Source organism: Emticicia aquatilis (assembly GCF_014644295.1).
GTDB lineage: Bacteria > Bacteroidota > Bacteroidia > Cytophagales > Spirosomataceae > Emticicia > Emticicia aquatilis.
On sequence record NZ_BMKK01000007.1, the window covers coordinates 172,577 to 196,848 of the forward strand.

Consider the following 24,272-nt stretch of genomic DNA (forward strand, 5'->3'; position numbering starts at 1 on the left):
TCCCAATAACAAATCACCAAACCTACGCACTCATTTCGTGGTGACGAACGGTTGAATAGGCTACTCCAAAGTTTTTTGGAATATAGATGTTTGAAAAATTTTCTTGTAAACCAATACGAATGAGTGCGTAATGGTGAATTGAATGCTCAACGAGATAAACCATTTCTCTCATAAAATTGGTTTCGATATAGTCTTGATTATCTGGACTATAACTGACTGCCAATAAGATTGACTCATTAGGTTTTTTGATAGAAATTATCTGTTTTTGGATATTTTCTAAGGTTTCGACCGTGAAATATAGGTCGTTTTCGAGCAGGAAGTTTCGCTCACGGGCATCATAATCTATGATTCCCCCAGCCACACCTTTGAGTAAGCACTGATAAAATTCAATAACGTGCCGAGTGTGTTGACCGATACTACTGCCATTCAAAACACAAAGTGACTGGGTGTATTTTTCGGGAGTTAGTTGCTTGAGTAAATCGGTGAGTTGTTTGATTACTTCTATATAAACCGTATTTTTCATTGTTGCGTATTGATAGTTATAAAAATGGTGGCAGTATCACCCAATAAGGCACTCTTTTCTCCGACTCCATATTCAGTTCGATTGACTGAAAAACTGGCTTTAAACACCCCTTGTGCATTATTCTGAGTAAAAGTAAATGGAATTTTGACATTTTTTGTTACGTTTTTTATCGTAAGATTAAAATAGCCAATAAACTCATTTTCTTTGATGGCTTTCTCTATTTTGGTCGAAACCATCGAAATTCTTGGATATTTTTCTGCACCAAAATAATCATTACTTCGCATGGTATTATCTCGGAGATTGATGCCCGTATCAATGGTTTTTACATCAATGGTTGCTTTTATAGATGCTGTTGCCAAATTCATCGGGTCGAAATTTATCGAACCCGCAAAACCTTTGAATGAACCTTCGGCAGTTGCACCTAATGAGTGTTTGATTTTGAAAGTAATGGCTGCTGTTACTGGTTTCCAACTTTGAGCTTTGGTCTCGATATAATAGCTTAAAGTGCTTATTATGAGAGAAATATAGAGAATTATTTTTCGATTCATGAATATTGTAGGTTAGAATTTGTAAGAAATAGCCACCATTGGTAGCAAACTTTTGGTACGGAAACGGTCATTTTCAAAAGTAAGGATTTTATCGGTTGTATATTCTACAAACTGAAAACTCAAACCTGCTCTTATTCCTATTTTATCATTAACCCAATAGCGGGCGTAAAGTTCTGAATTGAGACTGCCCAAATCATTATCGCTCACTAAGAGCAGATTAAATGTGGTGGGCTTAGCTGTTTGGGTAGTTTTATTCAAACTTCGTGAGTCGCTTGCATAGAAAGTGCCACTTTGTTTGCTACCAAAACTTAGACCAACAGCATCTATATTAAAACCAATCTCAAATTTTTGATTAAAACTATACTGCAAATGAATCGGAATATTGATATAGCCAGCACCGATTTTTGATACTTTGAGCGTATCAAAATTGCTCAAGATATTTTCTGTAAAAAGTACCTGTGGGCCTTTTTCTCCCGATGTGAGTGATGCTGGAGCAGTAATTAAATCGGTCTTGCCTTTAGAAAAGTATGTAAAACGAATGCCTGTGCCAATCTTGAATTTCCCTCTTTTGCCCAATCCCCAGTTATAGTTATAAGATAATGCTGGCGAAAACCCACCAACGGCTGCGATGGATAAATCGGCATAGCGTTGGTTTTTAGTTTGTGAAAATGATAAATGGCTGATAAACAGCATAATTACTAATAAAATTGTTACTTTATTCATGTTATTTGGGTGGTTGATGAAATATTATTTTAGACTTGCACTACCAAACAATACCGAAAAGGCCTTACACCAAATCACGACAGTTGTTTGTTTTTTTAGGTCAACAGAAGCAGGAATAGGCAAAATATAACTACCGTTGGTATTCACTTTATCAGTGATTTGAGTGAAGTTGGTCAGTACCTTATCTTCCGCCAAATAGATTCTCAGGTCGGGGCCAGCATCAGTTTTGAAGTTTTCAAAAACCAAACTGTAATTTTTGTTTTTGTCTTCGTAGATAAATACTTTTCCGCTCGTGGTATGTACGCCAGAAGTAAAAGTGCCTTGTAGAATAATAGTTTGATTTTGAAGGTCGGTCATGCTGACTACTTGCGAAGTCGGAGCAGACGATTCTTTCGGTTCGGTGGTTTCCTGCATAGGCATATTCATAACTACCGAATCTATGACACTATCTTTTCGACAAGCCAAAGTGCATATTAATAAAGCGGAGATGCAGATGATGTTTTTCATATTGCTTTCTTATTTTGTTGATACAAATGTAGAAAGCCTTGAAAAGAGTAAATGTCGGCTGGATGACCAAAACCGAAAAGAAGGTATTTGATTTCTCCATAGAATCGGGTTTGCAAACCCGATTCTATGGAGAAATATTTATGTAAGAGGTTATTATAGTGCTAAGAGAGCATTATTTTTGATGATGATTTCGGTGCGAGTATAGTCTAAAACGCCCTTTTCTTTAAGGTCGTTGAAGAGCGATGTAACTGTTTGACGAGTGCTACAAATCAGACTGGCGATGTCTTGGTGTGTAAGATAATTTTTTAAGATGATTTCGTCTTGTGTGTTTGTGCCTTCTTTTGACGCCCAATCTTTCAGAAATTCGATGAGGCGGGTACGAACATCTTTAAAAACTAAGTTGGCATAACGGTTTTCGAGACGTTTGAGCCTAAAACCCATCCATTTGGTGTAGCGAAGTGCCAAAGCGGGGTTTCGCTCAATGATTTTTTCAAAATCATCCATTCGGAAACTACAACAAGTTACGTAGTCAGAAACGGCAATGGCATATTCGTCAAGCGTTTGGTCGGTTAGTGTAAACTGCCCGAATAAATCGCCTTCTTGCAAAATATCTTTTACGATTTCGTTGCCTTTGGCATCAATTTCTACAATTTTTATAGTACCACGTTTCAATGTGTAAACCCGACTTGACTCATCATGCGAAAAGTAGATGATTTCGCCCTTTTTTGCAGTTTTGAAGTTAGTTATGAGGCAAATTTCTTTTAGTTCAGCCGAACTCAAAACATTCATCAACTTATGATTGTGCAAATGCCAATATTTAGTTTCGAGATTCATAGTAGTGTATCTTAGTGTTGGTTAGTTTTTATAAAAGATACGAAAAAAGCGAGAGAACAATTCAGAACGAAGTTAGAAAATATCTAATTACTTCAAAAATAGGCAGTAAATTATAAATTTTGAATCAAACTTAAATCCCAATCAATGTTGGATTGGTAATGCAGCTTACCATTTTCGACCAAAAGAGGGCTGGCAATATTATTATGATACAAAGACCCCGTACCTAAACCTTGTGGCAACTGATTTTTGTATTCGGCCGTAAATTGAGCAATGGCATTTAGCCCAATATTCGACTCGAGTGCCGAGGTCATCCACCAACCAATGTGCAGGCGAGATGCAATCTCAATCCATTCTCGGCAGTGTTGCAAACCACCCAAAAGCGTGGGTTTCAGAATGATGTAAGTCGGTTTAAGTTTTTTGAGCAATTGCATTTTCTGCACGTAATCGCTTACACCAATCAATTCTTCGTCGAGAGCAATGGGTACTGGGCTATTTTGGCACAGCTCGGCCATTGCTTCTGCTTGCTTTTGTTTGATAGGTTGTTCAATGCTATGTATTTGATAGTTACCGAGTTGCGAGAGTTTTTCAGAAGCTTCTTCAGGCGAAAACGCTCCATTGGCATCTACTCTAAGTGTGATTTGTTCGGCCGAAAATTGTTGACGAATGCTCGCTAAAATTTCTAATTCTTCCGTAAAATTTATCGCCCCAACTTTCATTTTGATGGTATCGAAGCCTGCCGCCAGTTTTTCATCGACTTGGGTAGTCATAAACTCTTTACTTCCCATCCAAACCAAACCATTGATATTGATTGCTTTCTGACTTTTTGAGAAATCATTATCGAAAATGACCCTTCGTCCACCGTTCATTACATCGAGTAGGGCGGTTTCAAAACCAAATTTGATTGAAGGGAAGCGGTCGTCGATGAGTTGAGAAAGAATAATATTGATATTCCATTCAAAAACTTCAAGGTCGAGGCTATTGAAGGTATCGCAGATTTCTTGCAGAATTTCCTCGAAGTTGGGCAAATCATCAATACTCAAACCTTTCAATGGGGCAGCTTCTCCCAAGCCAAAAACCGATGGGTTTTCAGAATCGAAGATTTTCAAGAAAAAAGTATCTTTCTCGGTATAGACACCACGTGAAGTTCCAGCCTCAAACTTGAACTTTAAAGTGTGCTTCAACCATTTGACTTTCAGACCCATTGAAAAATGCTTAATTTTGGCAAAAGTACAGAAACTTTTGTTTTTTATGACACAAATCGGCGATTTATATGCTTTTCGAGCAGTTTGCTTTTGAAAGAACCAATAAATCTACAAAAATCGAACCAAATGAAGGTTATTTTCTTGTTGCTAAAAATAATACTTTTTCCGTTATATGGGCTTTATTATGCCGTGATTTTCTTGCGGAATTGGTTGTTTGATGTTGGTATAATGAAGTCGGTTTCGCCTAAAGTGCTGACAATCAATGTCGGAAATCTGAGTTTGGGCGGAACTGGCAAAACCCCACATGTAGAATATTTAGTCAGACTTTTGAGCGATAAGTATAAAGTTAGCACGCTTAGCAGAGGTTACGGCCGCAAAACAAAAGGTTTTATAGTGGCCGATAACCAAGCAAGTGCCGAAACTATTGGCGATGAACCGATGCAATATTATTTGAAGTTTAAGAATAAAATCAATGTTACGGTTTGTGAAAATAGGGTAGAAGGAGTTGAGGAAATTGGGAGGAAATTGGGAGATAATCAGTTAATTATCCTCGATGATGCCTTTCAGCATCGCAAGATTGCTCCGTACTTCAATTTACTACTTTCAGATTATAATAAACCTTTTTATGAAGACAGTTTAGTGCCTTTCGGGCGATTGCGAGATATTAGAAACAGTGCCAAACGTGCCGATGCAGTGATTATTACCAAATGTCCAAGTTTGCTTACTAAACAAGAAAAAGCAACGATTCGGAATGCAGTTTTGGCTTACACAAAAGCCGATATTCCTGTATTTTTCTCAAAAATCCATTATCAAGAAATTACTGGATATACTACTAAAAATGTATTTGAAACTACAAAAAACATTGGTGTTTTGACCGCTATTGCCAAACCCGAAGTTTTCGTAAAATATCTTTCAGAAAAAAACTTGTCAATAGGAAAAATCTTTGATTTTCCTGACCATTACGCTTTTACGAGAAAAGATATTGATAAAGTTTTGGGAGAAAGCCACGAAAGCTTACAACTTATTACGACCGAAAAAGACATGGTAAAGTTAAAACCACAACTTTCGGAGAACGAGATAAAACGTTTTTTTTATGTGCCTATTGAAATCGAGATTGAAAATAAAACTACATTTGATACGTTAATCAATTCCAAAATACATTCATTTTACCAAAAAATTAGCCATTAATGAAAAAAATATTTCTATTATTTACACTTACGATATTGAGCTTAAAAGGTATTGGTCAAGAAAAATTGGATTACGGACGAACTTGGGTTTTTATGGTTGGGGTTTTGGAATGGGCCGATGCTAATACTTTTGCGTCGTTCGATAAAAAGGGAAGAGTTGATGCCAAAATCATGAAGTTTTTTGAAAAACAAGGTGTACCAGCCAATCAGATGCTTTATATAAAAGACCAAAAGGCCTCAACAAGTGCTGTGAGAGAGGCTTTTGTGCCATTCTTGAAACAAGCCAAGAAAGGTGATATTTTGTTTTTTTATTACTGCGGACACGGCTATAAAAATGATGGTGGAAAGGTATGTTTTGCCAATTATAAAGGTGCAGATTGGACTGCCGAAGAAATTGTAAAGACCGTAAACGATAATTTTGCAGGAAATACCGCATTATTTACTGCCGATTGTTGTAATTCGGGTGGGCTGGCTATGGAAGTGCAGAAATACAAAACTCGAAATTATGCCGCACTCAATTCGGTTGTGCCAACCAATGTTTCGACTGGAAACTGGACTTTCTCAAATGCCCTGCTTTACGCACTCGAAGGCCGAAATTTTGTTGATACTGATAATAATGGAGCTGTGCAGTTGGCAGAATTGGCGAGTTATATTGATACCGAAATGGCCTTGGTAGAAGGTCAAAAAGCGTCATATTTTGTGCCAGCAAGTATGAAAAATTGGACTTTGAGTAGTGGTATTCCTGCCAAGAAAAATAGCAGAATTGGCGAGCGAGTAATGGTAGATTATGACGGAACCGATTGGCTCGGATTTATCGAAGGCGTTGAAGTAGATAAAAAACTGAAAGTCAGGTTTTATAGCTACACCAATAATGAAGTTGATATCGTTGAGCCTTCGAGGGTGAAACCTTTTAAGTGTGCCAGTGATTTTCCGATTGGTACAAGCGTAAAAGTATATTCAACGAGTGACGAAAAATGGTATCCAGCAAAGGTTTTGAAGAAGTTTTCGTGCTTACACTATATTCACTACACCGAATATGATAGTGAATATGACGAGTGGGTTTCGCCAGAGAATATCAAAAAATAGAGAATAAAGGGAGAATGTTTATAAAGGACTTCTCCCTTTATTTTTAGGTCTAATTAAAACCCAAATCTTTTCTTGATTGCGTATCATTATTCGGAAATGCCAAACCAGATGGGATTTGTTTCGGTGTATATCGTTGCAAATTTTTGTCGTGAAGCCCGTTTTTGATAAACTCTGTTAGCTGGGCAAGCTCAGCTGTAGTCAGATTTAATGGCTTAAATTCAGCAGCAAGTTGAGTAGTAGGCACTTTCGCATTTTGAGGTTTTGCTGTGTTTTTATAGCTAATTACATCTTCAAGTTTAGTAAAAGAAGCTCCATGCCCATAGAATGGTGAGTCTTTGAGGTTATACAACTGCGGGACTTTAAATTTATACATATCTTCGGCTTTGCCCGTAAATCCACCACGACCTTTGTGTTCAGCTTTTGAATCAGTAATGCCAAAAACGGTATTTATTCCGTAATTACCGTTCTGTAAATCGTTCATTCCCAAAGCGTAGAAATTCATCGCAGCCAACGAAGGCCCATTGTGACAGCTTGTACAATTAGCTTTACCGAAAAACAATTTTGCACCCAATTTTTGGTCATCAGTCATAGCATAGTAATTACCCTTCAACCATTGCTGAAATGGAGCTTCGGTGGCCAAAAGTGTACGTTCGTATGCTGCAATAGCCAAACCTGCATTGATTTTTAGTTGAAAATTATCATTCAAATCCATCGTTGGGTAAGCCTTCTTGAACATATCTTTATAAGCTGGAATTTGCTCTAAGAAAGTTTTGCTAATAAATAATCGGTGAACATCCTGCCCCGCAATAGCTTGCGTTTCGGTGCCTTGAAATCCTAAATTGTTCTTTTCTTTTGGAGTGCCTGCCGTCCAGCTACTTTGAGTATTTTGGTTGAGATGGGTTGCTCCAAATTGACCATTCCACAAAATATTGGTTTGATAAGCAATATTTAGTGCCGAAGGTGTACGAATCGGCTGAATATCAATTTCCTCGGCTTTATAGAGAGTACTTTTGGCACGTTTTTCTCCTTGAACGCCAAATCCAACACCGCCGTCGCCAATACCTTGAGGCATACATGCCTGAAAACCAGCCTTTACGTGGTGGCAACTTGCACACGAATACGTTTGAAGACTCGCATCTTTGAGCGGGTTGCGTCCAAGGGCGGTTTCATGAAAAAGCATTTGACCGAGTTCGACTTTTTCGGGAGTAATTACATTCTTTGGGTCTTGTGGAATTTTTGAAAATTCGGTACTTTCAGGGAGCAAAAAACTACTTTTTCCCTTGCCTTTGGCGGCAGTCGAAATGATTGTTTCAAGTTCGGTGTCGATGGATGAAGCCGTAAGTATTGTCTCTTTCTGACTACAAGCGAAAACTAAAAAAAGAGGAAGATATAGTAATTTTTTCATTGAAAAGCATGATTTTATAGACTATACGTAAACAATTTTAGTGCCACTGCCTTCCGTAATTTTATGAGTATTATCAGTTTTTGGATTCTACTTTTTAAGCGGTAGCATTTCTAAATACTAATCAGAAAAAGAATTTAGACTTTAATTTCTGCACAAAAAAATGATTATATTTGTGTGTAAAAATTATACTTATGGCTACAAATATTGATATTGACCAAGAAAAATTAGCACAAATAATGTCAATGAAGCAGTTTAAAACTAAAAAAGAAGCTGTAAATGAGGCACTGAACGAGTATTTAAAAAATCTTTTACGTCAACAAGTTTTAACTTGGAAAGGCTCAAACGCTTGGGAAGGAGATTTAGAACAAATGCGTTTAGACTAATGGAAAAAGCAATTTTTGATACCTCCGTTTGGATTGATTTGTTTAAAAATACAAAAAGTAAACAATCAATACTTTTAGAAGAATATGTCGAATACGCTTCTCAAAATCTTTTATTAACCCCAACGATTATTCAAGAAATTTTACAAGGAGTTAAGACTGAAAAAGACTTTATTCAAAAAAAGTTGGTATTGGAAAGTTTTAATATTCTGAAACCCGACTGGGAAAAAACTTCCATTGCTGCGGCTAAACTTTATTTCGATTTAAGAAAAAAGGGTGTCACAATTAGAAAAAGTACAGATTGTTTGATTGCCCAAGTAGCTATCGAAAACAACGTTTTACTCGTCCATAATGATACCGATTTTGAATTAATTGCTCAAAATTCGACTCTCCGAACTTTCTACAAAAATTGATAGATTTCCTGCAAATAAAACGTTCCGAACTCATCAAAGCAAAAGCTACTGAATTGGGCTTTGATGCCTGCGGTATATCAAAAGCTGAATTTTTGGAAGAAGAAGCTCCACGTTTAGAAAAATGGCTCAACTTGAATTATCACGGAAAAATGGCCTACATGGCCAATCATTTCGATAAACGCCTTGACCCACGTAAATTAGTTGATGGAGCAAAATCGGTTATTACGGTCATTCTGAACTATTTTCCTGAACAAACTTTACCCGAAAACGATGAATCTTACAAAATCTCGAAATACGCTTACGGCACAGATTATCATTTTGTGCTGAAAGATAAACTCAAAGATTTGATGACTTATATTTCGGAAGAAATTGGCGAAGTAAACGGACGAGTTTTTGTAGATTCTGCTCCTGTGATGGATAAAGTTTGGGCAAAAAAAAGTGGAATTGGTTGGGTCGGAAAACACACAAATTTGATAACGAGAGAAATTGGAAGTTTTTTCTTTATAGGCGAAATCATTTGTGATTTAGAGCTTCAAGCCGATACTGCCATGAAAGATTATTGTGGTACTTGCACCCGATGCGTAGATGCTTGCCCCACTGATGCCATTACGCAACCGTATGTAGTTGATGGCTCGAAGTGTATTTCTTACTTTACGATTGAGCTAAAAGAAGCAATTCCCGATGAAGTGAAGGGTAAATTTGAAAATTGGATTTTTGGTTGTGATATTTGTCAAGATGTTTGTCCGTGGAATCGTTTTTCTCGACCAACTCAAACCTCAGACTTTAAGCAACACGCTGATTTACAGCAATTTACAAGAACTGACTGGGAAGAGATTTCGCACGAAGTTTTTCAAGAAATTTTCCGAAGAAGTGCCGTAAAACGCACAAAATTGGAAGGATTAAAGCGAAATATTGAATTTGTGAAGCCTAAGTAGTTCATTGTCAATGGTCGACAAGTCCACAGAAAGTTAATGGGCTTGTATATAATTATTTTGCTGTTACAGACACATCTTATTGCCTAACTAAACTTTATAAAAAATGATGGATGACGATAATTTTGAAGATTTTTTTGATGAAGATTATGACTCGGAAGAACTAAAAAGAGAGATGGAGGAGGAGAATAAGCGAGTAGATAATTTACCGATTCTGAAAAAAGCGTACGAAATTTATGAAACCACCAATGCTATTGTAGGCACAATCAACGAGGAAGATGATATGCTCGAAATGAGGCATCTGATGTTAGAAAATGCCATGATTATTCCCGCAAAAATTCGTAGAGCCGAAGCAGGGAGTTTATATACATTGCGTATGGAAAGTGCGGTGATTATTAAAATTCATGCTCGTGAATTACTTGCACAAACGTCTTTTTGTAAACATGAAAACCTTTCGAGTAGTGATTATTTAGATTTACTTCGCTCGGAAATAGAAGAGTTCAGAGTTTTATTTGTTGAATGGGTCAATTGCTTTGATAAATCAGATGACATTCCTGATAATTGGGGACTTTTTTACTGAAAATTAAACACCTAAAGTATCAACTCCTTCATCATCAAGTAATTGTTGAAGATTAAGAGTTATTCCTTCCATGACAGCTATATCGTTATTCCAATCGAAGACTTGTGTAGGGGTATTTTTTGAGAAAACCATTATTTTTCTGTGTTTTGTTATCACCCACAGTATTTTCTGAGTACCAAAATTCATCATTTCCTCTGACTTTGAAAATACATAATCTAAGTCTTCTGTATCAATTTTTACATCAACTTCTATCGCAACTTCGGGTGCGACTTCAAAGTAATTATCGCTCAAAATGACTTTTTCCTTTAAAAATATTCCTATATCTGTCGAAAGATTGTTTTTATGGCCTAAATGAAGACCTGTTTCGTTTGTTGTGATAGTATAATTTTTTCTATTTATTTTTGAAAAAAGGATTCCATAAATGAGCCCCACTAAATATGATTGCAACGAACTACTCCCCATGATTTCTTCAATTTGTTTAGAGCCATTTAATACGCTTTTATAACCTTTGTAATAATAAGGCTTGCCATTGACAATCTCACGAATATACTTTTCTGGAATTTTACGAGTACGGCTTTTAATTTTCTCTGCTACAGGCTTTACCATATTCTTGTTTTTTTACGAAAGTAAAACAATTTATGAATAATTTGCAATACAATTTAAAGTGAAAGATAATGGCAAAAGATAATTTTTCTAATCAAGCAAGCATTTATGCACAGTTTCGCCCAACGTACCCAAAGGCGGTTTTTGACTACCTGAATAAGGTCGTAAAAAACAAAAAAACTGTCTGGGATTGTGCCACTGGCAACGGGCAAATGGCAAGAGAATTATCAAAAACTTTTGATATGGTGTATGCAACTGACATTAGCCAAAAACAACTGGATAATGCTTTTCAAGCTGAAAACATAGCGTATTCGATAGCAAAAGCAGAAGAAACTCATTTTCCTGACCATACTTTTGATTTGATTACGGTTGCTCAAGCCATTCATTGGTTTGATTTTGAGAAATTTTATGCCGAAGTAAACCGAGTAGCGAAATCGGGAGCGATTTTGTTTGTAATTGGTTATTCGATGCCTCGTTTTGAGGGAAAAATTGACGAAATCTTGCAGGATTTTTATTGGAATATCACAGGGCCATATTGGGATGCTGAGCGAAAGCACATTGATAATCAGTATGATTCGATTCCTTTTCCTTTTGAGAGAATGGAATGTCCTATTTTTAAAAATGAATATCTTTGGACACTCGAAATGGCAGAGGGGTACTTTAATTCGTGGTCATCAATTCAAAACTATATCAAGAAAAATGGCAAAAATCCTGTCAATGAAGTGATTGATAAACTGCGAGAATATTGGCAAGGGGAACAACGAGTAGAATTTCCCTTGTTTACGAAAGTTGGGAGAATTTAAGTGAATATGATTAAGGTAACTGAATTTCTGTTGACCTTCTTTTATCGACCATGGACTACTTATAATCTCTAATATCAACGATGTTTTTGCAGAAAGTATATTCATTTGGTTGATTTGAGCAGATAATTAGCAGTCGGTCGGGTGTATGTTTTTCGATTTGCTCGAGATACCATGCCGTTCCTTGTGCATCAAGATTTGAAGTTGGTTCGTCGAGTAAAATGATGGGAGCTTCCGAATAAAATGCCAAACCGAGTTTAAGACGTTGTTTCATTCCAGACGAAAAATTCTTGACAGTTTTATCTTTATGTGGTGCAAGCTGTATTTTTTCGATAAGTTCGTTTGCCGAAATATTATCTTTGAAAGGTTTAAATTTTTGGTGAAATTCGACCGATTCGAGCAATGTAAATTCCTCAACTAATTCGAGATAAGGAGCTGCGATTACGATTTTTTTATAAATATCATCAACCGAAACTTCTTGGTTATTACTACTGTACGAAACTTTGCCTTCGGTGTGTGGCATCACGCCAATCAAAACCTGCAAAAGAGTAGATTTTCCGCTGCCATTTGGCCCGACGAAGGTATAATTTTTACCTGCCTCGAAACTTAAATTGACATTTCGGAAAATCCATTCTTTACGAAATTTCTTACCAAGATTTTCTAATTGAATATTCATGTGATGAGTTCACAGTCCGCTGACCACAGTCAACTGAGATTTAGGAAAATAAAAGCAACAGTTTTGGCTTTAATGAATAATAATCTTTTTCACTATATACTATTGCCTGTTGACTATTGTCAGTTGACTTATTTTATTCTTCCGCTCCTTTTTTAACTGGACTTTTGATGATTCCTCGCTCCGAATTTGAGATAAAATTCAAAATATCATCACGCTCAGGAGTAGCTGGAAACTCCAACTCAACTTGTGTGATAGCATCGGTATTATTCAATCCACGAAGATAAATATAGCGGTAAATACCTTGAATTTCGGCGATTTTCTCGTCAGAATAACCTCTTCTGCGTAAGCCAACCGAGTTGATACCTGCGTAAGAAAGTGGCTCACGAGCTGCCTTAATAAACGGAGGTACATCTTTACGGATTTGCGAGCAACCGCCGATATACGTATGCTTACCGATTTTGACAAATTGCTGTACGGCTGACATTCCTCCAATATTAGCAAAATCACCCACTGTGATGTGTCCTGCAAGCTGCACACAGTTGGCCAAAATTACATTGTCGCCAACAATACAATCGTGGGCAATGTGAGCGTAGGCCATAATGAGGCAGTTTGCACCAATTTCGGTACGGTGCTTATCAACAGTACCACGATTGACCGTCACACACTCACGAATGGTTGTGTTATCACCAATAATTGTAACAGTGTTTTCACCTTTAAATTTTAAGTCTTGTGGAACAGCAGAGATAACCGCACCAGGGAAAATTTTACAGTTTTTACCAATTCTGGCACCTTCCATGATGATGGCGTGCGAACCTATCCAAGTTCCTTCGCCTATTTCTACGTCTTTGTGGATTACAGCAAACGGCTCGATTACTACGTTTTGTGCAACCTTTGCATCGGGGTGTATGTACGCCAATGGTTGATTCATTTTTGAGATTTGTTTCGTAAACAGACAAGAGCCAATGACGGAGATTAGCTTTGTCTAAATCTGATAGATTAGATTTTTATTTCGCTTTTTTTACTAATCGGGCTGTCATGTCAACATCACATACGAGGGTTTTGCCAACCCATGCTTCTCCGTGCATTTTTGCGACACCGAGACGAATAGGGGCAAGAAGTGAGCATCTGATAATTAACGTATCGCCAGGTAAAACATTGCGATAGAATCGGCAATTGTCGATTCCAACTAAATATGGCCAGTAAGCTTCTGGGTCACCAGTGGTAGTGAGTACCAAAACTCCGCCAGTTTGTGCAATTGCCTCAATTTGTAAAACGCCTGGCATTACAGGATTTTCGGGGAAGTGCCCCGTAAACTGAGGTTCATTCATTGTAATATTTTTGATACCCACAACGGTTTGGCCATCGAGATAAACAATCTTATCTACGAGAGCAAATGGATAACGGTGGGGTAGGAGTCGTGCAATTTCACTAACATTAAATACAGGAGGTGTATTTGGGTCGTATTGAGGTGTGCTTTTTGCCGAATCGGTGATGTGTTTCTTGATTTTCTTGGCCAAAGCCACATTAGGCGTATGCCCAGGACGTGCAGCCAAAATATGTGCTTTTAGTGGGCGTCCAACTAATGCTAAATCACCCATTACATCAAGTAATTTGTGGCGAGCAGGCTCATTAGCAAAACGCAAAGGCATGTCATTCAGAATACCAGTTTTACCAACCTGAATTTTTTCTTTATTGAGTAAAGTAGCTAAATTCTCAACTTCTTCTTCCGAAATTTCACGGTCAACAATTACAACTGCATTATCAATATTGCCACCTTTGATTAGGCCTGCCTTGAAAAGTGCTTCTAATTCATGCAAGAAAACAAAAGTGCGGCAAGGAGCAATTTCTTGTTTGAATAGATTAATATCGTGTAATTGGGCGTGTTGGCTATGCAAAACGGTTGAATTATAATCAACCATTACCGTTAGGCGATAGTCATTAAGTGGCAATGCCGCTAATTCAATACTTTGGTCGTCGTTGCGGAAATGTATCGCTTCTTCGATTTCGTAATAATTACGCAATGCTCCTTGTTCTTCAACACCTGCTTCTTCGATTAATTCGACGAATTTTATTGCACTTCCATCAACAATCGGAATTTCTGGGCCATCAAGTTGAATCAAAACATTATCAATTTGAAGACCTACTAAAGCTGATAAAATATGCTCAGTTGTATGTATTCTTACACCCTCTTTTTCTAAGACAGTACCTCTCGAAGTATCTACCACATAATCAACATCAGCTTCTACAATAGGTTTGTTTGGCAAGTCGATTCTTTGGAATTTATATCCGTGATTGACTGCTGCAGGTTGTAAAAGCATGGTTACTTTCTCTCCAGTATGTAAGCCTACACCTGTGATTGACACTACTTTTTTGAGGGTTTGTTGTTTAACATTCATTGTAAATTCTACTTATTTTCTTAGGCAAATGTAATTGTTATTTTGAATAGAGGAATTGCTTATATAATGATTTTATGCCAAAACTCCTTGTTGGTTCAACTCCAAAAGTTGTTCTTCAAGTGCTTTTACTTGTTTTTCAAGAGCAGGAAGTTTGCGTAAAACTGCCATAGAACGCAAATATTCGGTTGCATCGAAGGCTGGATTGCCGTTAAGTGCCGTTCCTGCTTTTCTCACACTTTTGGTGATTCCTGCTTTGCCTCCTGCTTTTGTTCCATCGGCGATGGTAATATGTCCATTGACACCTACTTGGCCTCCTAACACACAATTTTTGCCAATTTTAGTTGAGCCAGCTACGCCAGTTTGAGCGGCGATTACGGTGTTTTCTCCAATCTCAACATTATGGGCAATTTGTACTAAATTATCAATTTTTACTCCTTTACGAAGAATCGTTGAACCCATTGTGGCACAGTCAATGGTTGAGTTTGAGCCGATGCTTACGTTATCTTCAAGTATTACGTTACCCAACTGAGGAATTGTTTTGTAAGTTCCATCAGCTTGTGGAGCGAAACCGAAGCCATCGCTGCCAATTACTGCCCCTGAGTGAACTACGCAGTCGTTACCGATTACACAATTAGCATATATTTTTACGCCAGCATAGATAATTGTATTGTCGCCAATATTTACGTTATCACTGATGTATGCTTGCGGATAAATCTTTACATTTTTGCCGATTTTACAGTTTTTACCGATGTAAGAAAATGCTCCTTGATAGATATTTTCGCCAACGGTAGTACCTTCTCCAACAAACGATGGTTGTTCGATGCCTTTTTTAGAAGCATCCAGCATCTTTTGATATTCTTCTAAAAGTTGGGTAAAAGCCGTGTAAGGGTTTTCGACAAGTATGAGTGTTGTGCTATATTCTTTGCGAGGTTCGAAGTTGCGGCCTACGATTACGGCCGTTGCGTTGGTAGTGTATAAGAATGGTTCGTATTTTTCGTTTGCGAGAAATGAAATATCGCCCGTAGAACCCTCTTCGATTTTGGCTAACTGACTGATGGTGAGGCTTTCGTCTCCCTTAACTTCACCGTTCAGTAGATGTGCTATTTGCTTAACCGTAAATTTCATATTTCTGGTGTTGTGCAAGTCGATACCCTTGCTGAAGTATTTGCGTTAGTACTTTTCCATTTAGTTGTACAAACTATTTATATGTTTCCCAACTCAATGGTTTTATTTAAAAATAATCTTCAAATAATACAAAAAGCTATCTTTTACTCGCAAAATCATTGCAAAGATACGTTTTTGCCCCAACATACATAGTATTTTTTCACGATGTTACTCAAAGCTTTAATAGTTGGTAAATCCGAAGCATCGGCAATATCTACTACATTGCGTTTTTTTGTTAAGATGTTGATGGTTTCATCGCCCGAAACATAGCCTTTGTTGCTTACATCACCTTCGGTAATAAAATAGTCTAAATCATCTTCGGTGATGCCTTTTTCGAGTAAAGATTGTTTGATGTTTTCGATAAATGAATATTCAATCGGGAAATTTGAAATCTTGACTTTGTACAAATTTCGATTGAGTAGGTCTTTACAGATTGTCGATAATATTTTATCCGAGTGGTGCTGCCAAGTTTTTATACACGCCCAAATATCATAATCGTCAATTTCGGTAAATGCCTTTAAATACTTTTCGTCATTTTTGAATGCTTCGAGCGAAATTTCTTCTTTCAGAAACAACGAAAATGAGGGTGTGATAAATAAAGTTTCGCCTAATTTTATTAATTCTCTGGCTCTTCTGATGATTTGAATGAGCATTGCTTCGGTACAAATCGAAGTTTTATGCAAATACACCTGCCAATACATTAACCGTCGGGCGTTCAAAAAGTTTTCGACACTGAGTAATCCCTTTTCTTCAACAACTAATTGGTTATCAACTACATTGAGCATTTTGATGATACGGTCAACGCCAATTGTTCCTTCGGCTACACCCGTAAAGAAACAGTCTCGGTTGAGGTAGTCCATGCGGTCCATATCCAACTGGCTCGAAATCAGTTGGTGAAAAAACTCACGATGATAAGTACCATTAAACATTTCGATGGCCAAATCAAGCTGTCCGCCAAACTCTTGATTGAGCTTTTCCATCAGTAAAGACGAAATATGCTCGTGATGCACATCGTTCAATATTGTATATTCGAGTACATGCGAAAATGGTCCGTGACCAATATCGTGTAGCAAAATAGCAATCTGTGCGGCTTCAATCTCTACATCAAGCAAATAATGACCTTTGGTTTGTAAAACCTGCAAGGCTTGACCCATGAGATGCATGGCACCCAAAGCATGATGAAAACGAGTGTGTAAAGCCCCAGGATAAACATACTCGGCCATACCCAATTGTTTTATACGACGTAAACGCTGGAAAAAAGGATGCTCGATTAAATCATAAATTAAATCAGAAGGCACACTGACGAATCCATAGACGGGGTCATTGAATATTTTACGTTTATTAGTCATGCTACTGGGCAGGCTTTAACGATGTTCAAAATTAGCGTTTTATTTTTCGATGCTTATTTACAACAACACAAAGAAGAAAATTTTAGTTGTGAAGAGGAGAAAAATGGGTGTAAAATTTTGTAGAGAATTAAGAAATGCCTAATTTTGCATCACGAAACCACAAAAATGGTTTTAGGGCCTATAGCTCATTCGGTTAGAGCAACTGACTCATAATCAGTAGGTGCTTGGTTCGATTCCAAGTGGGCCCACATTGTAAATAGCTGGTAGTCAGTATTTTATGTAGAGAATTTCAACTATTGGAATTCTCTGTTTTTTTTATTGCACAACAAAATGCACAACATCTCAGTTCTTTTATTGGTTTTGAATGTAAAAAAACTAAAATTTCCACATACATTTTCAGTAGTTTTTGGATGAGGGGAACAGTCTCAAAAGATGTGGACAACAAAATACAATATAACCTCATTGTAGCTACAACACTAATACAAATCTGTGGTGTGAGTAAACCCTTCCTCTAATAATAAAAAAGATTTCTTCTGAAAGCTCAGTTTTCACCATCTCCACAGAATAAATTTGATTTTCTATTAAATCATCTCTTGGAATCATACACCTTGCCAGAAAAGGGCAATACACTCGTTGTAATTCTCCTTGTGGATTAACCACCAAAATTGAAAATGGGTCAATGATTATTCTTGGTTCAAAATTTTTTGCCATGTGTATAAAAATTTAAGGGTAGCCACTTGACTACCCTATTTTGTTCTACTAATTCAAAAACCAACTTTCTGAGCCTGTCTGCAATGTGTTTACAAGTGTATTGGTAAAATCAAAAGCATTGACACCCCTATCAATAAAGGTATCAATGTAACTGCTTTTGTTTGCACCTGTAAATAAGTTGTACACCTTCCAGAGTGAAATACTACCATCATCATTTCTACAAAATGAATCATCTTTGTAATAGTCTCTTGCTATGAATCCAGTTTGGGTATCTCCAAATAAAAGTGGTGGCAATTCCTTCTTTTGTTCACTCCCTAAAAATGGATACAATCTACACTTACCCAACATTTGAGCAAATTGTCTTTCAGTCAAACTAAACTGTGTGAATGATGCCATAGCTTTGAGGTAACTCTCTGCTTTAAATTGACAAATTGCTTGGAAAATCTTATCACTGAGTTCTTTCATGGACCTCACTTTGATATTTCCAGTGTAGCCATCAGACCACACACACAAATTGGTGCAGACTTTATTCTGAAAACCAATGAAAATCTTGAAAACTTCCTCAGCACCTTTTTTTGAATAGATATTATCCAAATTATATGCTTTGACTCCACCAACAGTGAGTGTTAGTAGGTTGCCATCAATAGTTTCATGAATTGTAGGAATTTCAATAACAAAAGCCATTCTTTCATAGTAAAGTGTTTGTTCATGCTCCAATAACTCCTTGGCAGGTTTGTGTCTTGCTTCTGGAATCCTGCCCTTGATTGGATGTGAAACTCTTATGTTGGGCATTAATATACTTTCCTTGGAGTAGAGGTGGTGAACCACTTGCTCAACAGATTCAATGAAATCAATATGAGAAATCAAAGGTTCATTATCTTTGACAAATACAGGAATGATGTGCTTGTGTTGCATTTCTTGAAGTGATACAGGAATTGTATTTGCCTCAATGAAGGGTTTAGCAGTGGAAATTGTACCTTCAAAGATAGTTTCCTCAAGACTAATGATTGGCTGTTTATTAACTGCGATGAGTTCCATTGGTAGAGTAGGTTTGAGGTGGGACATAAACTAATTGGTTTTTTCTGGTGCTGAAATCTGCATTATACTCCTTTTGAGTAATGACATCCAAAGACATATACAAATCTTTCAAGGTATCTACATCTTGGCAAGCATAAATCTGCTCTAAAAGTGCATCTGGTTCAATATATGTATCTTCCCTTTCTTGCACCTGTGCTTTTCCCTGATTACACCATGCAGCTAAAATTTTGCCTGTGTCTTGACTAATTTGAAAAGCAGGTAAATCCATGAACAAACTGGTTCTGTCTTTGGAAGCAGTGGCATAGTGCTTGACATCCAAATCAAAAACCAGTGTAAACTCATAATCAGTAGAATCTCTCATAACACCCTTTAAACCAACCTTCTCAGGTATCATCTTACCATTCTTTTCATTCAAGACATAATCTTGTTTGGTTCTGATGGTAGCAATGATATGAGCCTTTGTTTGAAGCATTTTCTGAATAAAGGCATTATGCCTTGGAGTGAACTTACTCCAATTAGTGAAACTATTACCTGTGAGTTTAGAATGCTCCTCGATGATGTAATCCCATTCTTGACTTATACCATCTATGATGATAACCTCCATTTCTGCTTCAATACAAGTTTGAATAGCTTGAATGTATCTTTCAGGAGAAAAAGGTGGTTGCAGGTCAAGGACATTATAAGCCCCTAAGTGTGCATACAAACTGGCTGAATTATTTTCAGCATCAATGACAGCAATCTTTTGCCAGTTATTACATAATCCATGAGCAAGAAGAAGTGCTGAGTAACTCTTACCTCCACCTGCACAAGATTGTAAAGCCATCTTTATAAAGGCTTTTTTTCTTTCTGCTTGTTGTAATTGCATGATTGAAATTAAATTTGAGTAGAAAATGAAAAAGCAGTGCCTCAATGACACTGCCCTTGGTTGGTTGCAGATAAATGAAAGATTATACAAAGGCTGGCTCATTGGTTTGGTTTACCACTTCTTCCATAGTACCATTTTCTAAAGGACAATAATCATAGCGATGATGTCTTGTAATGATTTCCCCTGTATCTGGAATAGTAAATTCATAAGGCTCACAGGCAGTTTTTACAATACTTCCTTGCATTTCTTTGCCAAGCATTTTCTTGGCTAAAACTTCATTGAAGGTAGAAGAAATCCAGCATTTTCTTACTGTGACATAGTGTCTGCCAGTAACTTTTGATACAACAAACTCCATATCATCAGATTGAAGTTCAAGGGCAATGTAGGGTTTTCCCTCAGTTGAGGTACGTTCTTGATAAGCTGTTATAGTTACCATAATTGATAAAGGTTTTAATTGAAGAATGATTTTTGAAGTGGCAGTAAGTGGTACACTTTAAGTTAAGCTATATTATATTTATAGCTATTGAATTTAATAATGAGGTAACTCCAAGAAAAAGTCAAGATTTGGATTGGTTGTTTCTCATATCTATCAATTCATTTTATGGGGAGTAAGACCACTGCCTTGGATAAGTGGGGGAATAGAAATGTAACCTGCCTTTATCATTTATAGGTATTATTTTTCTTTGGAGAAGGATATGGGGGGCTGTTTGTAAGCCTTGAACCAAAGGGGGGATAAAATGAAGTTATCAAGATGTGGGGTATGAAAGATTATTAATCATTTTCTATCATTTCTGTCATTATGATAGTACATTTTGTAGGCTGCATATAGAATAAGAGCCCAAGAGATAATGGTAATTATTGGAGATGGACTATCAGAGTCTTGGTCTCCAGCTAATCCATCTTGTGCATAAACGTGTAGCTGTAATTGAACTATCAAAACTACTACTGTTACTTTTTTAAATAAATGTGAGAATTGCATGATTTTAAATGTTTATAAATGAAAAATGGTTAAATCTGTGAGTGTTTTCCTAAAATTGATGTGAAAAAGCAAGGACTATTCACAAGTAAATTATGAATAGCCCTTTGAGATACATCAGTTAATATACTTTCACTTTATTTACAAATTGATTAATTTACTCAAATTCATAATTTAGATAAATTTCAGGAAGGCTTTCTATTGTTTCTAATCTAATTGTATAGTTGGGATTATAATGATATTTGTAAACTGTTAAATTCTGATTTTCTGCAATGTTAAACTTGCCATGCTTCCTTTGAAGCAAACCAAGAACTTTAAAAAACATTTTATTTTTAGCCTTTTCATCACTATTGACATAAATAAATTGCACTTTCTTAACAGTATTTTTAGCATAATTATATGTAATCGTAGTTCTATCATTAGTGCCAAAATTGGCAGATTGTGTAGGAACTCTGAAAACACCATATCCATCATAAGAGGCTACCAAGTTATTGGAATCAAAACTTTCTTTAGTTGCATTTACAGCATATAGATAATCTGGGTCTTCTAATGGTTTGGTTATTTCTTCATTTGGTGAATTATTAACGTTAGCATTGTTTTGTTTTTTTGATTCACATCCAAAAAAAGTTATTGAAAAAATGCTTAAAAAAACTAAGGAGGTTTGTTTAATATTCATGATATTTAGGTTAATTTTCGAGTTCAAAACTACCTACAATGCACAGATTTTCAAGTCTGATTTTGGTACTGTAAGGATTAATTTTGAACTTTGAGGGATACAATAATTTAAGATATGGAAATAGGAACAAAAGTTAAGAAGTTGAGGGAGTTAAGAAACTTCACACAGGAGTTTATGGCAGCTTCTTTAGAGATGACACCATCAGGGTATGGGAAGATTGAGAGGAATGAATCTGAGGTTAGTTATCAGAAATTAGAGAAAATTGCTGAGGTGCTTGGTATTAAGGTGGAGGATATTATAAGTTTTAATGAAAGCCTTGTATTTAATGTAATGCACAATCAGACAGGTATTACCAATGGCTATGTTGTGAATCATAATTCTATTTCTGACAATGAAAAAAAGCTTTATGAAGACATGATTAATCAACTTAAAGAAGAGGTTCTTACACTAAAGAAGATTATTGAAAAACTCCAAGAAAAATAGTTTTTTGTAAGTGCATTATCCACACCTGCAACACCCAACCAAAACATTCTTGTAATATATATCTATATGCTGGTTGGGTATTGAAATAATTATTACCTTCCTTTGGAGTTGGAGAAACAAACAGCTTTAAAAGTGGTAACTCCAAGAAAAAATGATAGTTGACTTAACCAACATAAATTACCTGTAAAAATGAATATCTTAATTAGTAAATAATTGATTAATTTGTAAAAAAATCACATACCTAATGGAACAAAAAGTTAAAGTATGGATTTTACTATATTATGAAATGAGATTACTTTTAAAATTTCCATTTTTGTTCAAACATTATTGTGCTTGAATTGTCCCCTTTGTATTCATTAAAAAGTTGATTTATTAGTTTCAATAACCTATCTATTTCTTCTTCTTCTAAGTTGAACTTAATAATGATATTATCTAAAAATTCTATGAAAGAAGTAATAACGTCTATTGATTCACTTTTAGTCAAATTAGAATAAAGATTACTTTTAGATAGAAAAATGGAAAATGTCAATTTTATGTAATTTTTCAATAAATAATCATCTGTAACTTTATCAAAAAGTTCTAAAGTTATACTAATACATTTACAAATTTCAGTGAATATATAACTTTCTCTTGCTTCTTTAGAAATATAATCAAATGTGTTTTTTCTACCCATCCTAAAGTCAATATCTAACTCATCATCTGAATATTTAGAGTCCATCAGCACCCTATTTTGAGGAGGTTTTGGTACTTCTGGTAATTTATTTTCACCCTCTGATTCTGCCATTATTTTTCTTCTGCTTTTTCATGGTTTGAATAATTAATTACAAAATTTGATAATCATATTATTTTACAATCCTTTTTTGAATTATTCACTTACTAACATACCACCACCCTTATTATCATCATCAACATTCTTTACTTCCCACTTAGGTTTAAGTCCCTGTATTTTGCTTTGAATAGCTTTACTTTCATCAGGGTCCTCTATCATCAAATTGGGTGTACTTTCAGTTGCTATTGTTTTAGGAATAGATTTCTTACCATTATCCTTTTTTTTATCTTTATCCTTTACAAACTTCTCTAATAGTTTCCAACCAATAATAGCACCCACAGCAATAACCCCTACAGCATCAACTAAAGTTCTAATTTTGGGGGGTTCAGGAGATTTTGGAACTTCTGGATTTTTATCTTTATTTTCATTGTCTATACTTTCCATCTTATTTGTCTTTCAAGGTAGGTTTTATTACATCAATTTTTAAAGAATCCTTTTTTATAAAAACAGTAGTATCAATAATATTATATTTATCTTTTGGATTAGAAAGATTTAACTCAATATGAAAATTTATTTTGTCTTCTTTTTCACTTTTATTTAAAAGTATGTTTGTTATGAAAAAAATTCCACACATAAATAATCCTATTAGCCCATAAAAAAAATACTTTTTAAAATGAAAAAAATGAGTAGATTTTAAATCATTATTTGTTTGATAGTTGACTGTAGCAGTAATATATTGCTCAATTAGCCAAGTATTAAAAGCTTCATTTGCCACATCTGCTTTATCATGGAATAACCACAGTTCCTTTCTATATTCTTCAATCTCATCTGGTCTGGGAAGTTCAATTGTTTTGAAACCAGAGTCAATATTTGAATAAAACTTTACAGTATAATATGCACATATAATAAAAAAAATAGTTGAAAAGGAAAAAAGAACAATAAAACAGTAATCAATAAAGACCCAATTTATAAATTTATAAGCTGAAATCAAATAAAAGATAATAGAAAACACACCTGTCAATAGGGTAATAGGAACAACTATTGAATTATTAAAATCTTTTCTTCTATCTACTTCTTTATAAAATAATTCTTTATAAAAATTCTGACGTTGCTCAAGTGTTATCATGGTAATAAATTGAGAAAAAGTTTTAATTGGTTCAATTCAAAACTAAATATAATAAATAGTATTCCATTAATCTTACTTCCCCTATTTACTTAATATAAAATGATGGTATATAAGGGCTGTATTTATTGGTTTGGGTAGAACTTCAACAGATAAACCAAGTATTAGTCAAGAAGAATTATGTTATCTTGCAAATATCTCAAAAAATCAAATTGGCAATATTGAAAGAGGTGAAGTAAATGAAACAATTTCTACTGTTTTTGCCTTAGCCAAATCTCTTCAAATTGAAATTATAGATTTATTCAAATTTGAGTAAGCTACAA

31 protein-coding genes and 1 tRNA gene are annotated in these 24,272 nt (G+C 35.6%); 10 read left to right on the forward strand and 22 right to left on the reverse strand.

The window, feature by feature from the left end; genetic code table 11:
* Positions 1-22: 22 nt before the first annotated feature.
* The 6 genes from IEX65_RS17830 to menC form a co-directional block, all read right to left on the reverse strand.
* Positions 23-523 (reverse strand): DinB family protein, encoded by a 501-nt coding sequence (locus IEX65_RS17830; RefSeq protein WP_188767868.1) that lies wholly within the window; start codon positions 521-523, stop codon positions 23-25.
* Positions 520-1,071, reverse strand: a complete 552-nt coding sequence (locus IEX65_RS17835; RefSeq protein WP_188767869.1) for a YceI family protein — start codon at positions 1,069-1,071, stop codon at positions 520-522. Before IEX65_RS17835 ends, IEX65_RS17830 begins: the two co-directional genes overlap by 4 nt.
* 12 nt (positions 1,072-1,083) lie before the next feature.
* Positions 1,084-1,794 (reverse strand): hypothetical protein, encoded by a 711-nt coding sequence (locus tag IEX65_RS17840; protein WP_188767870.1) that lies wholly within the window; start codon positions 1,792-1,794, stop codon positions 1,084-1,086.
* A 24-nt stretch (positions 1,795-1,818) separates the two neighbouring features.
* Positions 1,819-2,301, reverse strand: a complete 483-nt coding sequence (locus IEX65_RS17845) for a DM13 domain-containing protein (protein WP_188767871.1) — start codon at positions 2,299-2,301, stop codon at positions 1,819-1,821.
* A 153-nt stretch (positions 2,302-2,454) separates the two neighbouring features.
* The gene (locus IEX65_RS17850; protein WP_188767872.1) at positions 2,455-3,135 is read right to left on the reverse strand and encodes a Crp/Fnr family transcriptional regulator; all 681 of its coding nucleotides are present in this window, start codon (positions 3,133-3,135) and stop codon (positions 2,455-2,457) included.
* A 110-nt stretch (positions 3,136-3,245) separates the two neighbouring features.
* Complete coding sequence (menC, locus tag IEX65_RS17855; RefSeq protein ID WP_188767873.1) at positions 3,246-4,337, reverse strand: o-succinylbenzoate synthase; 1,092 nt, start codon at positions 4,335-4,337, stop codon at positions 3,246-3,248.
* A 126-nt stretch (positions 4,338-4,463) separates the two neighbouring features.
* Between menC and lpxK the strand changes: the two genes are divergently transcribed.
* Positions 4,464-5,525 carry a tetraacyldisaccharide 4'-kinase gene (gene lpxK / locus IEX65_RS17860; RefSeq protein WP_188767875.1) on the forward strand — a complete coding sequence of 354 codons (1,062 nt, stop codon included), beginning with the start codon at positions 4,464-4,466 and terminating at the stop codon, positions 5,523-5,525.
* Complete coding sequence (locus IEX65_RS17865) at positions 5,525-6,610, forward strand: Tudor-knot domain-containing protein (RefSeq protein ID WP_188767877.1); 1,086 nt, start codon at positions 5,525-5,527, stop codon at positions 6,608-6,610. Before lpxK ends, IEX65_RS17865 begins: the two co-directional genes overlap by 1 nt.
* Positions 6,611-6,659: 49 nt before the next feature.
* On the opposite strand, the gene IEX65_RS17870 is transcribed toward IEX65_RS17865, so the two are convergent.
* Positions 6,660-8,015, reverse strand: a complete 1,356-nt coding sequence (locus IEX65_RS17870) for a cytochrome-c peroxidase (protein WP_188767879.1) — start codon at positions 8,013-8,015, stop codon at positions 6,660-6,662.
* Positions 8,016-8,206: 191 nt separating this feature from the next.
* Between IEX65_RS17870 and IEX65_RS17875 the strand changes: the two genes are divergently transcribed.
* The 4 genes from IEX65_RS17875 to IEX65_RS17890 all read left to right on the forward strand — a co-directional run bounded on the left by IEX65_RS17875 (position 8,207) and on the right by IEX65_RS17890 (position 10,320).
* Positions 8,207-8,398, forward strand: coding sequence for a type II toxin-antitoxin system VapB family antitoxin (locus tag IEX65_RS17875; protein ID WP_188767880.1), 192 nt, complete (start codon positions 8,207-8,209; stop codon positions 8,396-8,398).
* The gene (gene vapC, locus IEX65_RS17880; RefSeq protein WP_188767882.1) at positions 8,398-8,808 is read left to right on the forward strand and encodes a type II toxin-antitoxin system VapC family toxin; all 411 of its coding nucleotides are present in this window, start codon (positions 8,398-8,400) and stop codon (positions 8,806-8,808) included. The genes IEX65_RS17875 and vapC overlap by 1 nt, the downstream gene beginning before the upstream one ends.
* A complete protein-coding gene (gene queG / locus IEX65_RS17885; RefSeq protein WP_188768054.1) occupies positions 8,808-9,743 on the forward strand; it encodes a tRNA epoxyqueuosine(34) reductase QueG in 936 nt (311 codons plus the stop codon). Before vapC ends, queG begins: the two co-directional genes overlap by 1 nt.
* Positions 9,744-9,846: 103 nt before the next feature.
* Positions 9,847-10,320: a hypothetical protein gene (locus tag IEX65_RS17890; RefSeq protein ID WP_188767884.1), complete on the forward strand. Its 474-nt coding sequence runs from the start codon at positions 9,847-9,849 to the stop codon at positions 10,318-10,320.
* 3 nt (positions 10,321-10,323) lie between these two features.
* Here IEX65_RS17890 and IEX65_RS17895 read toward each other — a convergent pair whose 3' ends face one another.
* On the reverse strand, positions 10,324-10,926 hold the full coding sequence (locus IEX65_RS17895; protein WP_188767885.1) for a Uma2 family endonuclease: 603 nt from the start codon (positions 10,924-10,926) through the stop codon (positions 10,324-10,326).
* Between the two features lie 68 nt (positions 10,927-10,994).
* Here IEX65_RS17895 and IEX65_RS17900 point away from each other — a divergent pair, with 68 nt between their 5' ends.
* A complete protein-coding gene (locus tag IEX65_RS17900; protein ID WP_229250750.1) occupies positions 10,995-11,726 on the forward strand; it encodes a class I SAM-dependent methyltransferase in 732 nt (243 codons plus the stop codon).
* 55 nt (positions 11,727-11,781) lie between these two features.
* On the opposite strand, the gene IEX65_RS17905 is transcribed toward IEX65_RS17900, so the two are convergent.
* The 5 genes from IEX65_RS17905 to IEX65_RS17925 form a co-directional block, all read right to left on the reverse strand.
* Positions 11,782-12,399 (reverse strand): ABC transporter ATP-binding protein, encoded by a 618-nt coding sequence (locus IEX65_RS17905; RefSeq protein ID WP_188767886.1) that lies wholly within the window; start codon positions 12,397-12,399, stop codon positions 11,782-11,784.
* Positions 12,400-12,532: 133 nt separating this feature from the next.
* Positions 12,533-13,327 carry an acyl-ACP--UDP-N-acetylglucosamine O-acyltransferase gene (gene lpxA, locus IEX65_RS17910; protein ID WP_188767887.1) on the reverse strand — a complete coding sequence of 265 codons (795 nt, stop codon included), beginning with the start codon at positions 13,325-13,327 and terminating at the stop codon, positions 12,533-12,535.
* 76 nt (positions 13,328-13,403) lie between these two features.
* A complete protein-coding gene (locus IEX65_RS17915) occupies positions 13,404-14,795 on the reverse strand; it encodes a bifunctional UDP-3-O-[3-hydroxymyristoyl] N-acetylglucosamine deacetylase/3-hydroxyacyl-ACP dehydratase (RefSeq protein ID WP_188767888.1) in 1,392 nt (463 codons plus the stop codon).
* Between the two features lie 72 nt (positions 14,796-14,867).
* A complete protein-coding gene (gene lpxD, locus IEX65_RS17920) occupies positions 14,868-15,920 on the reverse strand; it encodes a UDP-3-O-(3-hydroxymyristoyl)glucosamine N-acyltransferase (protein WP_188767889.1) in 1,053 nt (350 codons plus the stop codon).
* A 155-nt stretch (positions 15,921-16,075) separates the two neighbouring features.
* The gene (locus IEX65_RS17925; RefSeq protein WP_188767890.1) at positions 16,076-17,308 is read right to left on the reverse strand and encodes an HD domain-containing protein; all 1,233 of its coding nucleotides are present in this window, start codon (positions 17,306-17,308) and stop codon (positions 16,076-16,078) included.
* Positions 17,309-17,482: 174 nt separating this feature from the next.
* Between IEX65_RS17925 and IEX65_RS17930 the strand changes: the two genes are divergently transcribed.
* Positions 17,483-17,556: transfer RNA gene (locus IEX65_RS17930), tRNA-Ile, on the forward strand.
* Between the two features lie 220 nt (positions 17,557-17,776).
* On the opposite strand, the gene IEX65_RS17935 is transcribed toward IEX65_RS17930, so the two are convergent.
* From IEX65_RS17935 to IEX65_RS17960, 6 genes are all read right to left on the reverse strand, one after another.
* Positions 17,777-18,019 carry a hypothetical protein gene (locus IEX65_RS17935; RefSeq protein WP_188767891.1) on the reverse strand — a complete coding sequence of 81 codons (243 nt, stop codon included), beginning with the start codon at positions 18,017-18,019 and terminating at the stop codon, positions 17,777-17,779.
* 48 nt (positions 18,020-18,067) lie between these two features.
* Entirely contained in the window at positions 18,068-19,057 is a 990-nt protein-coding gene (locus IEX65_RS17940; protein ID WP_188767893.1) for a DUF3871 family protein, read from the reverse strand.
* The gene (locus IEX65_RS17945) at positions 19,038-19,922 is read right to left on the reverse strand and encodes an AAA family ATPase (protein WP_188767895.1); all 885 of its coding nucleotides are present in this window, start codon (positions 19,920-19,922) and stop codon (positions 19,038-19,040) included. The genes IEX65_RS17940 and IEX65_RS17945 overlap by 20 nt, the downstream gene beginning before the upstream one ends.
* Positions 19,923-20,004: 82 nt before the next feature.
* Positions 20,005-20,358, reverse strand: coding sequence for a hypothetical protein (locus IEX65_RS17950; RefSeq protein WP_188767897.1), 354 nt, complete (start codon positions 20,356-20,358; stop codon positions 20,005-20,007).
* Between the two features lie 339 nt (positions 20,359-20,697).
* Entirely contained in the window at positions 20,698-20,901 is a 204-nt protein-coding gene (locus tag IEX65_RS17955; protein WP_188767899.1) for a hypothetical protein, read from the reverse strand.
* 154 nt (positions 20,902-21,055) lie between these two features.
* The gene (locus tag IEX65_RS17960) at positions 21,056-21,574 is read right to left on the reverse strand and encodes a hypothetical protein (RefSeq protein ID WP_188767901.1); all 519 of its coding nucleotides are present in this window, start codon (positions 21,572-21,574) and stop codon (positions 21,056-21,058) included.
* A 114-nt stretch (positions 21,575-21,688) separates the two neighbouring features.
* On the opposite strand from IEX65_RS17960, the gene IEX65_RS17965 reads away from it, so the two are divergent.
* Positions 21,689-22,057 carry a helix-turn-helix domain-containing protein gene (locus tag IEX65_RS17965; protein WP_188767903.1) on the forward strand — a complete coding sequence of 123 codons (369 nt, stop codon included), beginning with the start codon at positions 21,689-21,691 and terminating at the stop codon, positions 22,055-22,057.
* Between the two features lie 298 nt (positions 22,058-22,355).
* On the opposite strand, the gene IEX65_RS17970 is transcribed toward IEX65_RS17965, so the two are convergent.
* The 3 genes from IEX65_RS17970 to IEX65_RS17980 form a co-directional block, all read right to left on the reverse strand.
* Positions 22,356-22,841 (reverse strand): hypothetical protein, encoded by a 486-nt coding sequence (locus IEX65_RS17970; protein ID WP_188767905.1) that lies wholly within the window; start codon positions 22,839-22,841, stop codon positions 22,356-22,358.
* Positions 22,842-22,922: 81 nt separating this feature from the next.
* On the reverse strand, positions 22,923-23,270 hold the full coding sequence (locus tag IEX65_RS17975) for a hypothetical protein (protein ID WP_188767907.1): 348 nt from the start codon (positions 23,268-23,270) through the stop codon (positions 22,923-22,925).
* A gap of 1 nt (position 23,271) precedes the next feature.
* Positions 23,272-23,952: a hypothetical protein gene (locus IEX65_RS17980; RefSeq protein ID WP_188767909.1), complete on the reverse strand. Its 681-nt coding sequence runs from the start codon at positions 23,950-23,952 to the stop codon at positions 23,272-23,274.
* 130 nt (positions 23,953-24,082) lie between these two features.
* Between IEX65_RS17980 and IEX65_RS17985 the strand changes: the two genes are divergently transcribed.
* Entirely contained in the window at positions 24,083-24,265 is a 183-nt protein-coding gene (locus tag IEX65_RS17985) for a helix-turn-helix transcriptional regulator (RefSeq protein WP_229250752.1), read from the forward strand.
* Positions 24,266-24,272: the final 7 nt, after the last annotated feature.